This window comes from Bacillus sp. M6-12, assembly GCF_002860285.1.
GTDB lineage: Bacteria > Bacillota > Bacilli > Bacillales > DSM-1321 > Peribacillus.
Map to the genome: position 1 here is coordinate 165,968 of NZ_PGVF01000009.1, position 14,669 is coordinate 180,636.

A 14,669-nucleotide genomic window follows, 5' to 3' on the forward strand; every position below is an offset into this window, starting at 1 on the left:
CGAATGGAAGAAATGTAAACCTTCGAATTGACCCGACCGAAGGTTTCTTTAGATTATCAAGCCATTATTGTTATAAAAATTGAATAATACCCTTTACTTATTTCCTTATTATGATGCCGAGGAGCTTTCTGGATATCTCATCAAGCAGCTTTAATACAAGAAAAAGAGAAAAGAAAGCAGGGAATCACTAAATTTAACTGTAAAATAAATTCATGATGGTTATCTCAATAACCAATGAAAATATCTGGAATTATTATATTGCAGTTGCCATCGGAATAATTTCTTCATTTCCGCACACACTCTATTAATAAGACATTCTCAAAAAATCAATTTTTTCCTTCTCTAAGTAACCTGACCTGTCCAAATGGAACTATTCTTTAACATTATATGAACATTATAATTTGTTGATTAAAATATAAATGATTTTGGATATTCAGAGGTCTTAAGAGGTTTTTTAAAACTTTATAAACCCTGCCCTTACCAGTCTTTTAAGGTATTCATGAAACTCCTCATTCCCCAAATGGCACTTCATAGAATCTATTCCTTCAAATATGCACAATTCGTTAAATAGTTTTTCGCTTATTCCTTGTAGTGTAAAGCCACTGATATGCTTGAGATTTTCGCTTTCTAAGATTATGTTTATCCTTTGGCCGGTCTGAATACCATTCCACATTTTTTCGAGCTCATTTTGGAAATCATATAGTTCCTCTTTTAGAAGTTGAATCATATTATATAAGTCTATTTTCTCGGTATCTGTAAAAATCCTCTGCAAGACTAAAGGGTTTTCAATAACATAATATTTACGAACAGCAGCTAAGTTCTCAGTTTCTGCATCTGCTCGATTAATATCCTCTTCATATGCCAAATACTTCTCTTTTAAAGTGGAATCTGCTTCGTCCAGAGTGTACCTGTTTGGAATTTTTAATTCACAATATTTTTCAAAGATCTTCTTCATGAAAAGTTCTATTTGATTCTCCATCATTTTCTCCTTGTTATAGATCATGTTAATTGAATTCTACTTTAATTACCGTCCAGCCGACATCATTATTTACAATCCTGCTAAATCGATTTATAGTATGGTAATCATATACGGAAAAAATTATTAATAAAGACTTGATAATGGAAGCGGAATCTCACCAGGAAGGAGGAGGGCAGTTGGATATAGGTTTAAATCATAAAATGATTAAAGAAATGTGCGGCACGGTCTCGTTCAAGAGGGGAGATGCTTTTAATCGTTCCAAAAAAGTAACAATTAAAACATATAATAATGTTTTTTGTGAAGCCGCCGTTGCTGCTTCGGAGGATTTCCATGTAATAATCGAAAAGGATGAAAGCGGTAAATTACGCTCACAATGCAGCTGTCCGAAGCTAGCTTCGGTTCCAAATGATTGCCAGCACATTGCAGCAGTGCTTTTGGCTATTTATGAGCAGCAGCGCCAGGGAAACGTTCCGGTTACATCAAATTTTTCAGCAAATGACGACCTTACTGAAGGTCTTTTGACAATTTTCACTGATCAGCCAAAAAGGTCGAGCGGCCATCAGCTGCATTTTGAGAACAGAAAAGTGTTGGAGGCAGCTTTTATCTGTAAACCGTTCCTCTCAGGCAATATGGATTATATGTTCGGTATCCAGCTGCAGATTGACTCCATCCCAGTCCAAAACATCCGGGAGTTTTTGGAGAATGTGAAGGATAGGAAGACTAGCAGGATTTCCATATCATTTACATATGACCCAAAACTGCATTGTTTTGAAAAAAAAGCTGATCATGTCATTCAGCAGCTGATTCAGGTGATTGAAGATGAAAAACTGTATGCTGATTCGCTGCAGGACAAGCAAAACATCGGCAAAGACATTATACTGATCCCGCCTTCTTCGTGGGAAAAGCTTTTACCTAACCTCACAAGAACGCCTTTAGTTAAGCTGGAGTATAACGGCCGCAGCTTTACTGGTCTTCATTTGTCTGAACAGACTCTTCCTTTGCAATTTGATTTTACAGTGAGGGATGGAAATGGCTATAACCTAAGGATCAAAGGGTTAAGCGGTATGATTGTCATGGAGGGATATGGTTTTGTTCTATCCGATGGAAAAATAGCCCAGCTGAAAAAGGAAGATTTCAAACGCCTTTCCGAATTAAAGCAGATGCTTGATTCTTCAGGGACAGATCAAATTCCGATTCATCATGATCAATTAGATTTTTTCATGGAGAAAGTAATTCCTGGTTTGAAGAAACTTGGCACTGTCCACATTTCCAGGTCTATTACCGAGCAATATTTAAACACACCATTGGTGGCAAAGCTCTACCTGGACCGTGTGAAAGACCGGCTTCTTGCCGGGCTGGAGTTTCACTATGAGCAGATTGTAATTAATCCTCTTGAAGGCAGGGAACCTAAGGCAGGCTTTATGCTTATAAGAGATGCGGCTAAAGAGGATATAATTCTGGAGTTGATGGAGGAAGGTTCGTTTGCCAAGACGGACGGGGGATATGTTCTGCAAAATGAAGAGCTGGAGTATGAATTTTTGGCTTATATAGTTCCGAAACTCCAAAAGCTTGTACAAGTTTATGCTACTACAGCAGTGAGAAACCGGATTTTTAGAGAAAACGCCAAGCCGCAAATAAGAGTGAAGATTAAAAGAGAGCGAACAAACTGGCTTGAATTCAAGTTTGAAATGGACGGGATTCCCGACAAATCAATTCGTGAGATTTTATCGGCACTGGAAGAAAAGCGGAAGTATTTTCGGCTGAGGAATGGTTCCCTGCTATCACTGGAGACAAGGGAGTTTAAAGAAATCCAGCGTTTCCTGAATGCCGTGCCAGATCAAAAGGAAGATCTGGAGAGCGGCTTAAATATGCCAATCGTTCGCGGTCTGCAAGTCCTAGATTCAATTGAAGGCAGCGATGTCCTCACTTTAGAGGAATCGTTCCGTCAGTTTCTTGAAGAAATCCGTAATCCAAGCAGCTTGAAGTTTGAAATACCGTCGAGCCTTGGGACGATTTTGCGAGACTATCAAATACACGGCTTTAATTGGATGAGATCCCTTGCCAGCTATGGCTTTGGAGGTATTCTGGCAGATGATATGGGACTTGGCAAAACACTGCAGAGCATAGCTTATGTCCTTTCAGTACTAACAGACATTCGAAAAAAGAAGCTGCCCGTACTGATTGTTTCCCCATCATCCTTAACCTACAACTGGCTTAGTGAAATGATGAAATTTGCGCCTGATGTACAAGCTGTAGTCGTCGATGGAGTTAAACCAGAGAGAACAAAGCTGCTGCGTGATATCAAGGAAATGGATGTACTGATTACCTCGTATCCGCTGCTGCGGAAAGATATTAAGTGGTATGAAAAGCAGGAATTCCATACGGTATTTTTTGATGAGGCACAGGCGTTTAAAAATCCAGTCACACAAACAGCACGCGCTGTGAAGAAAATCCAGGCAAGTCACCGGTTTGCCCTTACCGGGACACCTGTGGAAAATTCGATAGAGGAACTGTGGTCCATTTTCCACGTAGTTTTTCCTGAACTTTTCCAGGGTTTAAGAGAATATAGCTTCCTTTCCAGGGAATCAATTGCCCGGAGGACCCGGCCATTTTTGTTGCGAAGATTAAAAGAGGATGTCCTGGGTGAGATTCCGGAAAAAGTTGAAGTGATAGAATCCGCGGAGCTTCTGCCTGATCAAAAGAAGCTGTACGCTGCCTATTTGGCCAAACTGCGGCATGATACGCTGAAACATCTTGATAAAGATACCCTGCGAAAAAATAAGATTAAGATTCTTGCGGGTCTAACCCGACTGAGGCAGATATGCTGCCATCCGGCACTGTTTGTGGACGGGTACAAGGGAAGTTCAGCAAAATTTGAACAGCTAAAACAGATTATTGAAGAATCAAGACTTTCTGGAAGGAGAGTACTGATTTTTTCGCAATTTACAAAAATGCTTGCACTGATTGGCAGGGAATTAGCAGTTCAAGGCCTGCCTTTTTTCTACCTTGATGGACAAACGGCATCAGAAGAACGATTAGAGCTCTGCAATCGATTCAACAGCGGTGAACGGGATTTGTTCCTAATTTCCTTAAAAGCAGGAGGTACAGGCCTAAATCTGACCGGCGCTGATACAGTAATTCTTTATGATCTTTGGTGGAATCCGGCGGTGGAGGAGCAGGCAGCTGACCGTGCCCACCGGATGGGTCAAAAGAATGCAGTACAGGTTATCAAGCTTGTGGCACGGGGGACGATTGAGGATAAAATGAACGAACTGCAGGAAAAAAAGAGGCAGCTGATAGATGAAATCATTCACTCAGAAGATAAAGTGCCCACAGCTCTTACTGATGAAGATATTCGGGAAATTTTAATGATATAAGTGTACCAACGATAAATAGAAAAATCCGCCTGCATTATTTCTCTGATAAATGAAGAATAATACAATGACATCATGATTAGCCCTTATCTACGAGACTTAAAAAAACATCTAATACTAATCCATATCCTGCATGTTTTAATGCCATTTAAACGGGGAATAAAGTTAGCAATATACATACTTTAACTCGTACAGGAGGAATATAGGTGATGCTGAAAATGGCTAATATTGGTGAGGAAATAGTGTTTAAGAAAACCGTTAAAGGCACAGTTGAAAAGGTAAATGAAAACTCTGTGATTGTTGTGATTACCAGCAATCCTGATAATGTAGAATTTTTAAGTGACAGAACAGTGGTAAATCATAAAAATTATCAGGTAGTGAAAAGAGTCCCGGAGGCTATTGCATAGGAGCTATCTTTAACATGAATGCATCTTCCTCTGATAAGAAAACTGAAGCTGAGTCATTAGTAAATGAATTTCCGGTGGGATTGAAGGAATAAAAAGAACATTGGTTAAAGGGAGAGTCCATGGATAATCAACTGCGAATACCATAAAACAGGAAGACTCTGGAGATCATCAACAAGGAAATATCATTAAACAGGAAGACTCTAGAGATAACCGGCAAGGAACCAGTAAATCGGACAATACAGCGGAAACTCAACTAGAAAACAAGGAAAGTGCTGAAAACCGGTTTGATTCCAGCATGAACGATAACGCTTTCCGAAAGGCACTAAAATCCTTCCAAACCACGGTAAAAGAACAAGTTATACAAACGAAGAAAAAATGAACGATGATGATTACCGTAAATCCTTGTTTTTCACGTCCGCAAAGAAAGAATAGTCTGAAAAAAAGACTTGCAAGGTCAATAATAAACCCTCTAGGATCAAGTGACTGCAATGATTCTGGAGGTTTTTTTGTGTCTGTGATAGTAACAAGATTTTTATGACATTTATAATAAAAGCCGTTTCATGCGATATATCGAGTATAATGGACAATAGTCAGATTTTGCATAAGATATTTCTTCCAGAGAATCCTATAAAGAAGTCGGATTAATATAGAAAAACGAGGTACTATTTTATGAGTGAAAGAAGATTTGAGGATTATCGAATAAGTGAAGACATCAAAAGAGCGCTTGCTGTGTTAAAGTATGAAACACCCACTGAGGTGCAGAGTGAGGTAATACCAGCAGCATTGGAAAATAAAGATCTTGTAGTTAAATCTCAAACTGGCAGCGGCAAGACAGCAGCCTATGCGATTCCCCTTTGTGAAATGGTGGAATGGGAGGAAAAGAACCCGCAGGCATTAATTCTCACACCAACAAGGGAGCTTGCTGTTCAGGTAAGGGAAGATATAACGAATATTGGCAGGTTCAAACGGATAAAAGCGATGGCCGTTTATGGCAAAGAACCCTTCGCGAAACAAAAGGATGAGTTGAAGCAAAAAACTCATTTTGTTGTCGGAACACCTGGACGAATGATGGATCATATAGAAAGAGGAACGCTGGTACTGGACCAAGTAAAATATCTCATTATAGATGAAGCAGATGAAATGCTTAATATGGGTTTTATCGACACAGTAGAAGCAATTATCAAAGAACTTCCAGCCGACCGGGTGACGATGGTATTTTCTGCAACTCTGCCAACTGATGTTGAAAATCTCTGCCATAAATATATGATGGATCCCGTTAACATTGAAATTGAAGCTGCGGGGATTACGACAGAAACGATTGAACATTTTTTAATAGAAGCAAGCGAGGAAGTAAAGCTACCACTTCTAAAAGATGTCACGGTTGTGGAGAACCCGGACAGCTGTATCATTTTTTGCAGAACGAAGGAAAATGTAGACAAAGTGTTTACTGAACTGGACGAATCCAATTATTCCTGCGAAAAACTCCATGGCGGTTTGGAACAGGAAGATAGGTTTGCGGTTATGGACGGATTTAAAATGGGCAATTTCCGTTATCTAGTGGCAACCGATGTGGCTGCAAGAGGAATAGATGTGGACAATGTTTCCCTTGTCATCAACTATGATGTTCCGATGGAAAAAGAGGGCTATGTCCACCGAACAGGCAGAACCGGGCGTGCTGGGAATAAAGGGAAAGCAATCACGTTTGCAACACAGTATGAAGGTAAATTTATAAAATCGATTGAAAGATATATTGGGTTTGACATTCCCGAAATGGAAGCTCCTTCTCAAGAGGAAGTAACAAGAGAAAAAGCAGCTTTTGATGAAAAAATCAGCGGCCGACGAGTCGTAAGAAATAACAAAACAGCACGGATCAACCAAGATATTATGAAGCTCCATTTCAGCGGCGGCAAAAAGAAGAAGATACGGGCAGTAGATTTTGTCGGAACAATCTCGAATATTCCAGGTGTATCAGCTGATGACATTGGCATCATAACCATTCATGACACTATGTCTTATGTGGATATTTTGAATGGAAAAGGCTCACTGGTACTGCAGGCTATGGAGAATACAACGATTAAAGGCAAAAAGCTGAAGGTAAGCAAGGCGATTAAATAAATAGTAGCTAGGGATTATACAAGGCGAATAAGTGGTATGGATTGATAAAACAGATACAAAGAATAACGGAGTGAATTTATGAGTAAAGCAAAAGGGAAAAGCGGTACAGGCAGAGGAACAGGCAAAAAAGGCTGGAATCGCTGGCAGGCCAGTGCCAACAAGGCGAAAAGCGCCAAACCGTACAAAAGCAAAGGCGTAAAAAGAGCAACCGAGGAATAGAATCACCGATTACCGAGGCAAAAAAATAGTAGAAAGAGGATGTCCCTAAAGCAGCGGTGACATCCTCTTTTTATGCTGAAATAGAAGATTCCGCTTATAACATATGGGTAAACCTCAAAAATTATAAGCTAATTATGACTAGACCTACCCTTTTCATGTTTTTAACTCTTGCCTGGTCTCGATTTTTTTTCCTATTTTGAATTAAAGCGATGGTAAGCAGGAGCAGGGGAATAATATATTGAAAAGGCAAATGCAGCAAAAGTGGAACTAGTTTAAGCCCTTCCTCTTGATGTTCATTGAAATTGCATTCGAAATTTGGTGGAAAAATATGCATTGATATGTTTAGATATTTCTAGAAGAATAGATTTTTTATAGAGTGCGACGATGCGAGAAAAAGGGTACTGTATAGGAAAAACTTCATAAGCAATATCTCTAATGGTTTGTGTTTACATTTCTTGCTCCTGGTGTAAAAATAGATGAACTGAAGAGCATTTTAGAGGAAACCAATGGAGTAAGAAACCAGTGCAGGTGTTTTCTAGTACGGGCAGCAGATCGAATGATAGAGGAAATGGGAGTCTGAGATGAATTTAAAGATTTATATAGGAACTTGACAGGGCATTCTCTCAGTCCGTATAGAGTATAATCCATTGGAAGAAGCAGACATTAGTAAAGACTGCCTGAAGATATTTAAAAAAATAAAAAAGTTAGAGGAAGGAGATATGATGACAAAAGTAACCGGATGGAACTTAGACAATAGTTATGTACGACTGCCGGAATCATTATTTACAAGTCATAACCCTGACCCTGTACGGTCACCGAAGCTGATCATACTTAATGATTCGCTGGCTGAATCCCTGGGGCTGAACGCCGAGGCACTGCATAGTGAGGAAGAGGCAGCAGTGTTTGCCGGAAATCGGATTCCTGAAGGGGCGCATCCTCTTGCCCAAGCTTATGCCGGACATCAGTTCGGGCATTTTACCAAGCTGGGTGATGGCCGGGCGGTGCTGCTTGGCGAGCAGATAACACCTAAAGGTGAACGCTATGATATTCAGCTGAAGGGACCAGGCAGAACCCCTTATTCCCGGGGTGGCGATGGACGAGCGGCACTTGGGCCAATGCTGCGCGAATTTATCATAAGCGAAGCCATGCATGGTTTAGAAATTCCTACTACCCGGAGTCTGGCAGTTGTGTCAACCGGTGAATCTGTTATCAGGGAAACAGTTTTGTCAGGTGCCATTCTGACCCGAGTGGCTGCCAGCCATCTCCGTGTTGGAACTTTTCAATATGCGGCCAACTGGTGCACAGCTGCAGAACTCCGTAACCTGGCTGATTATGCAATAGAACGCCATTATCCAGACATCAAAGATGATGAGAGCAAATATCTCACGCTGCTTAAGGGAGTTATCGAACGACAGACCGCGCTGATTGCCAAATGGCAGCTGGTTGGTTTCATCCACGGAGTAATGAATACCGACAACATGACCATCAGCGGCGAAACCATTGATTATGGTCCTTGCGCCTTTATGAATGAATATGATCCGAAAACGGTATTCAGTTCCATAGACACTCAAGGGCGTTATGCCTATGGCAATCAGCCAATTATTTGCGGCTGGAATCTCGCCCGGTTTGCCGAAGCCCTATTGCCGCTCCTCCATGAAAATCAGGAAGAGGCTGTAGAAATAGCTCAAAATGAAATTTCTGGTGTTATGGAGTTATATAACCAGAAATGGCTGGCGGGAATGAGAGCAAAGCTTGGCTTATTTAATGAGGAGACAGAGGATAAGTCCCTTATTGAAGACCTTCTCAATGTGATGAAGAAATATCGTGCGGATTTTACCAATACCTTCCGGGCATTAACATTTGATAAAATCAGTGAAACTGATTTGCAGGGAACCCCTGAATTTGAAAAATGGAACGAACAATGGCAGGCAAGATTAGGCAGGCAGGAAGAATCAAAAGCTGCCTCAAAACAGCTGATGCAAAACAGCAATCCTGCGGTCATCCCTCGGAACCATCGGGTTGAAGAAGCACTGGAAGCCGCAGAAAATGGAGACTACAGCGTATTGGAGAAGCTCTTGGATGTTCTTTCAAATCCTTACGCGCATTCTCCGGAACAAGAGGAGTACTGCAAGCTGCCCGCGCCATCCAATCGTCCATATCAGACTTTTTGCGGAACGTGAAAGGGAGGGTAAACTGCATAACCTCGCAAAATACTGAGCACAAGCTATACATTTCAAGAACCTAAAGTTATACTTTTAAGGAAATATCAGTAAGAGCCTTTTCCAGTGGAGAAGGCTCTTATATTATTTTAAATTCTAGGTCTATTTCTGTAAGGTATTGTTACTCAATCGTATGGGTGGTCTAATAAGAGTTAAAAGAGAGTTTGTCTCTTCTTCCAAGTAGAGTACTATATTAATCACCATCCAAAGCTGTTGCTGGTAAGTGCCATTTTTTCAATTTAAGCAAAAATTGACGATGAAGAAGATATTGTAGCATTTATCGCAGCTAAAGAAGGTAAAACACCATTTGAACTAGAAATAAAGGAATGAATTAAAGATTGGTATAAAAGGCAATAGGCGAATTATGAACAAAATGCTGTTAAAAATCAAATAGGAGTTTAATTGATAATAAGGAGGATAAAATTGTATAGGACAATCATAGAACCAAGAGTTTCTGAAACAGATGGAGTTGGCCACATTAATAACACTACTGTCCCAATATGGTTTGAGGCCGGAAGAAATAAGCTTTTTAAATTGTTCACACCTGATGACTCATTTAAAAACTGGAAAATGATAATCCTCAATATGAACGTTGACTATATAGACCAAATGTATTTTGGTAGAGATGTTGAAGTTCGGACATGGGTTAAGAGAATTGGAAATTCTAGCTTAGAACTTTACGAGGAGATCCACCAGGACAATCGATTATGTGCAAAAGGTGTCGCTGTGTATGTGAATTTTAATCTTGAAACCCAGAAGTCAGAGTCAATTCCTGAAAGTATTAGACGAGAATTACAACAGCATTTAAATGAAGCTCTGAAATAAAATGAACGGAAAATTCAATTTGCCTTTGCAACTCTACAAAAAGATGCACGAAATACCATCAGCATTTCGCGCATAACATATTCTATATAATGGCGCTTACTTTAAAAAGTACTTTATCATTTTTAGCCCATTTTTAACATTCGGGTATCTTACCGGAATGTCAAATCTGGTTGTTTGTTTAAGGACGCTTTTTTGATGGGAAAAGGTGTCGAAGCTACCTTTGCCATGATAAGCGCCGGTTCCGCTGCTTCCAACTCCGCCGAAGGGCAAGTAGGGGGAGGCGAGATGGTAAACCGTATCATTTATGCAGCCTCCCCCGAAAGAAATGCTGTTCAGCACCTTTTGCTGAACTGCTTCACTTTGGGAGAAGAGGTAGAGGGCAAGCGGGTTAGGATGTTTATGTATTCCCTCAATAACCTCGGATAATTCTTTGTATTCCAGTACAGGCAGGATCGGGCCAAAAATTTCATCCTGCATCACCGGATGCTGCCATGTGATATTAGTAAGAACGGTCGGCTCAATCGTTAAGGTTTCTTCGTTTATGCCCCCGCCAAGCAATGTTTCACCATCATTTAGAAATGATTGCAGCCGGTCAAAGTGTTTTTTGCTGACAATCCGTGTGAAATTCGGGTTGTTTAAGGGATGCTCCCCATACAATTCTTTTGTGGCCTCGACAAAGTGATGAAGAAATGTATCCCGGATATTTCGGTGAAGGTACAAATAATCGGGTGCGACACATGTTTGACCGGCGTTCATAAACTTTCCCCAGACGATTCGTTTGGCAGCCAGCTTAATGTTGGCGTCTTCATGGACAATGCATGGACTTTTTCCGCCTAATTCCAATGTAATTGGGGTCAAATTTTTGGAAGCGGCCTCCATAATAACTTTCCCGACTGGAACACTGCCTGTAAAGAAAATATAGTCAAATTTTTCATCCAGCAGTGCCTGGCTTGTTTCTATGCCGCCTTCTGCGACTGAAATATACTCCTCGGGAAAAATGGCTGAAATAACTTTTGCTAATATTTCAGATGTTTTCGGTGTCAATTCGGATGGCTTTAAGATCGCGCAATTTCCCGCAGCAATTGCTCCGATTAAAGGTGCGACAGCCAGCTGAAATGGATAATTCCATGGAGCTATAATCAGTGCTGTACCATATGGCTCAGGATAAATATAGCCTGTGGAGCCGAAATGGGTCAGAGGTGTTTTTACTTTTTGCGGCTTAGCCCATTTGCGGAAATTCTTGACCATAAATCGTATTTCTTCTAAAACAACACCAATTTCAGTGGAATAAGCTTCAAACTCTGATTTATTTAAATCCGCTTTTAATGCATCAGTGAACTGTTTTTCATTGGTACGGATGGCTTCTCTTAATTTCTCCAGTGCTGCTGCACGAAAATTTATATCCTTTGTTTTACCGGAACGGAAAAACGCCTTTTGTTTTTCTGCGAGTAAATGATAAGTTTCCACATGTCCAACCTCCTAACTTCTATAATATACTCTATTTAATTCTTCATTGCTTTGGCTGCTTACTATTACATTCATTTTTCTATTCCTTTATCATTTGGTAAAGGTTTTGCATATCTTCTTTTGACCATATTTGAGGCACGGGATATAACGGATTGGCTTCCTCTAAAGCCCGCTTTATCATGACTGGAATATCACTGTCCACTATGCCTCTCACTTTTTTAGGTATTTTCATACTTTCGTTTAGTTTCTTGATGGCGTCGATAAACTTTGCAGCTTTTTGCGCATCGGTGTCATTTGCCTGTCCAAGCCCTGCAAGATCAGCGAGCTCAGCAAGCGGTTTATGCGCAGATTCTCCGAAGTACTCCAGCACGTATGGCAGGATAATAGCGTTGGCTAAACCATGAGGGAAGGAGTAAAACCCTCCGAGAGTATGGGCGATTGCATGCGCATAGCCAACATAGGCTCGGGTAAACGCCATCCCCGCAAGATAGGAAGCCCTCTGCATGTTTCGGCGCGCTTTTAGATTTGTACCGTTGGAATAAGCTTCATAGAGATTTTCAAAAATTAAGGAAACTGCTTCTCTGCTGTACTTTCTTGTCTCATCAGTGTTACTTCTGCCAATGTATGCCTCAACCGCATGGGTTAAAGCATCCATCCCGGTTGACGACGTAAATGCGGCGGAAGTTTAACTGTAAGCAGCGGATCCAGTACAGCAAAATGAGGAATCAGCACAGTATCATTAACAGCGTACTTTTCATGAGTTTGACTATTGGAGACAACAGCAGCAAGAGTCGCTTCGCTTCCGGTACCAGAAGTTGTCGGAATTGCAAAGAGTGGGGGGATCTTTTTTAAAACCTTTAACTGGCCTTTCATCTGTGAGATGCTCTTTTTGGGTCTTGCTACGCGGGCCCCTACACCTTTTGCGCAGTCCATAGGAGATCCTCCTCCAAAAGCAATAATCCCCTGGCAATTGTTAGCCTTGTAAATCGTTAAAGCCTCTTCAATATTATCAATCGTAGGATTTGTAACGGTTTTATCATAAACAAAATATTGGATTTCTGCATCGTCTAATCCTTTGAGCAAACCATCCATCAGCCCAAGTGAAATAATCCCTTTATCAGTAACAATTAATACGCTTTCAATTTTGTGGTCTTTTATGAGGGCAGGCAGCCTGGTTAAACTGTTTTCTCCCTCTAACAGCTGGGGTTGCCTCCATGGCAGCATAGGAAGTACGATTCGATAAACGCCTTGATACAATCTGCAATACATTTTGTACAGTATCATGCTTCACGTCCTATTCTTATTCAAATTCTTAAAGGGAAGAAATATCTAAAAATTGCAAAAAAATTATTGAAAAAAATAAAAATTTACCCAAAAAACCCAAAAAGTGTATATACTTTTTATAGCTGATTATTCTGGAAAGTGTCAAGAACAAAGCTTGAGCGAACGGTTAAGCGGGTGGGATTATTATATCCCAGCACCCCTGTAAAAAAAGGAAATATCAGAAAGCAAGGAATGATTCTTAAAGATTAGCTGTTTATATAGCGCTTGGAGGCCGTTAAATGAAGCTTACAAACCGCCGGAAACAATTTTTAGAAGTGATTGTTCATATGTATTCGGAAACAAATGAACCAATTCATTATTCCGAGATAGCGAAGTCTATAGGTGTAAGCAAATGGACAGCTTACGATGTATTAAAAGAATTGGAAAAGCAGGATTTCTTGGAACGGTCATATACAGTAAATCAGCATGAAACTGGAAGATCGATCATCCTTTACACTCCAACAGAAAAATCAAAAATATTATTTGAGAAAAACAGACACTCCCTGTCCAATGAAGAGGAGTGGCAGCAAATTAAAAATGAAGTAATCGGATTTGTGAATAAAGCCGGAGAGGCTGAAAAACCAATTGGGCCTTTATTTAATACACTTGCAAAAGCAGAATTAAAGGTCGAGTTATGTGCGTATTTTATTGGTGTCCTTTTAGTTTACTTAAACAGGGAAGGAAAAAGAATACAAGAGCTGACCATCAATTTAATTAATGTTTCAAATACGCCTGTTATAAAGCTGACTGCATTTGTAGGAGCTGTCATAGGCATGATTATAGAATCAGCCAGTGAAGAAATCAGTCCGGAAATGGTTCAGCTTGTAAAACAATTTACGGCTACATTAGAAGAACTTAATAGACAGGAAATGCTTTATTTGCTTGATTTAATAAAAGAGGCGCCAAACAATAGCGGGATAGGAGAGGGATGAATTTATCACCTGATTACAGTAAAATTGGAGCGAAGCTTAGCAGTTTTATTATTCTGCTTGGGCTTCGCTCCTTGAGTTGGTGTATGATTCAACTGCCGTAAAGCTGAATTCCATGAAACTAAGAACTAATTCCGTGAAAATAAATTTAATTCCGTGAGGATTAAATAATTCCCAGAAAATGACCTGCATTTCAGTGAAAATCAGTTTAATTACGTTAAACTAAGCTTCAGAGGACAATTGTTCACACAGATTCCCAGCACATAACGATTATTTTATAGGGAGTGGTTTGGGCAGGGATGCTTTTCGTAGAAGGTCCATAGATAACAATAAGATTCCGGTTGGCCGGATATCTTGAAAAGGCTTGCCCGTTTGGCAAAATAATTAGAGTATTAGGAGATAAGTTTAATTTCAGCATGCCATCACTGCTTATGAGCTGCTCGTTAAAGTAATCAGCTTTTACATTTTGATACGGGCTTTCTCTTACCATCACTAGTGCTCTATATTGCGGCGGGTAAATAAGAGGGACAGGCGCATTGGCATCATAATATCCAGTTACCCTGTCACCCGCTGCAACCATTGCGTGGTCTACAACATAAGTTGTGGGGGAAACCACGAAATTAACCGTTTCTCCGGTTTCATTTTCTACAGTGAATAATTTGTAGCATCCAGCTTTTTCATCGTTTGGACTTATCATAAAATCACTAATCATTGTGACTGTACCGCGAAATGAATTTAAATTCACCATACATATACCTCCATTGCCATCTTTAATTTTATTAGTCCTTCATCAGTAGCATTAACCACCTTTT

At 40.2% G+C, this 14,669-nt stretch carries 10 protein-coding genes and 1 pseudogene; 7 read left to right on the forward strand and 4 right to left on the reverse strand.

All coding sequences use genetic code 11. From position 1 onward, the window contains the following. Positions 1-454: 454 nt before the first annotated feature. Complete coding sequence (locus CVD28_RS12570) at positions 455-979, reverse strand: hypothetical protein (protein WP_101592718.1); 525 nt, start codon at positions 977-979, stop codon at positions 455-457. 176 nt (positions 980-1,155) lie between these two features. Here CVD28_RS12570 and CVD28_RS12575 point away from each other — a divergent pair, with 176 nt between their 5' ends. The 6 genes from CVD28_RS12575 (at position 1,156) to CVD28_RS12605 (ending at position 10,138) form a co-directional block, all read left to right on the forward strand. Continuing rightward, the gene (locus tag CVD28_RS12575; RefSeq protein ID WP_101592719.1) at positions 1,156-4,356 is read left to right on the forward strand and encodes a DEAD/DEAH box helicase; all 3,201 of its coding nucleotides are present in this window, start codon (positions 1,156-1,158) and stop codon (positions 4,354-4,356) included. A gap of 209 nt (positions 4,357-4,565) precedes the next feature. Then, entirely contained in the window at positions 4,566-4,760 is a 195-nt protein-coding gene (locus CVD28_RS12580; RefSeq protein ID WP_101592825.1) for a DUF2187 family protein, read from the forward strand. Between the two features lie 669 nt (positions 4,761-5,429). Beyond that, positions 5,430-6,875, forward strand: coding sequence for a DEAD/DEAH box helicase (locus CVD28_RS12585; protein ID WP_101592720.1), 1,446 nt, complete (start codon positions 5,430-5,432; stop codon positions 6,873-6,875). A 78-nt stretch (positions 6,876-6,953) separates the two neighbouring features. Further along, complete coding sequence (locus tag CVD28_RS12590; protein ID WP_101592721.1) at positions 6,954-7,094, forward strand: DUF3934 domain-containing protein; 141 nt, start codon at positions 6,954-6,956, stop codon at positions 7,092-7,094. Positions 7,095-7,816: 722 nt separating this feature from the next. Then, the gene (locus CVD28_RS12600) at positions 7,817-9,274 is read left to right on the forward strand and encodes a protein adenylyltransferase SelO (RefSeq protein ID WP_101592826.1); all 1,458 of its coding nucleotides are present in this window, start codon (positions 7,817-7,819) and stop codon (positions 9,272-9,274) included. Between the two features lie 462 nt (positions 9,275-9,736). After that, positions 9,737-10,138 carry an acyl-CoA thioesterase gene (locus tag CVD28_RS12605; protein WP_101592722.1) on the forward strand — a complete coding sequence of 134 codons (402 nt, stop codon included), beginning with the start codon at positions 9,737-9,739 and terminating at the stop codon, positions 10,136-10,138. Between the two features lie 96 nt (positions 10,139-10,234). Here the strand turns inward: CVD28_RS12605 and CVD28_RS12610 are convergent, their stop codons facing one another. Together CVD28_RS12610 and CVD28_RS12615 are read right to left on the reverse strand one after the other, a co-directional pair. Beyond that, positions 10,235-11,605 (reverse strand): aldehyde dehydrogenase, encoded by a 1,371-nt coding sequence (locus CVD28_RS12610; RefSeq protein ID WP_101592723.1) that lies wholly within the window; start codon positions 11,603-11,605, stop codon positions 10,235-10,237. A 79-nt stretch (positions 11,606-11,684) separates the two neighbouring features. Continuing rightward, positions 11,685-12,883 (reverse strand): annotated as a pseudogene (locus CVD28_RS12615) (iron-containing alcohol dehydrogenase). Between the two features lie 284 nt (positions 12,884-13,167). On the opposite strand from CVD28_RS12615, the gene CVD28_RS12620 reads away from it, so the two are divergent. Next, positions 13,168-13,860: a transscriptional regulator gene (locus tag CVD28_RS12620; protein WP_101592724.1), complete on the forward strand. Its 693-nt coding sequence runs from the start codon at positions 13,168-13,170 to the stop codon at positions 13,858-13,860. Positions 13,861-14,101: 241 nt separating this feature from the next. Here CVD28_RS12620 and CVD28_RS12625 read toward each other — a convergent pair whose 3' ends face one another. Then, positions 14,102-14,605 (reverse strand): hypothetical protein, encoded by a 504-nt coding sequence (locus CVD28_RS12625; RefSeq protein WP_101592725.1) that lies wholly within the window; start codon positions 14,603-14,605, stop codon positions 14,102-14,104. Between the last annotated feature and the right edge of the window lie 64 nt (positions 14,606-14,669).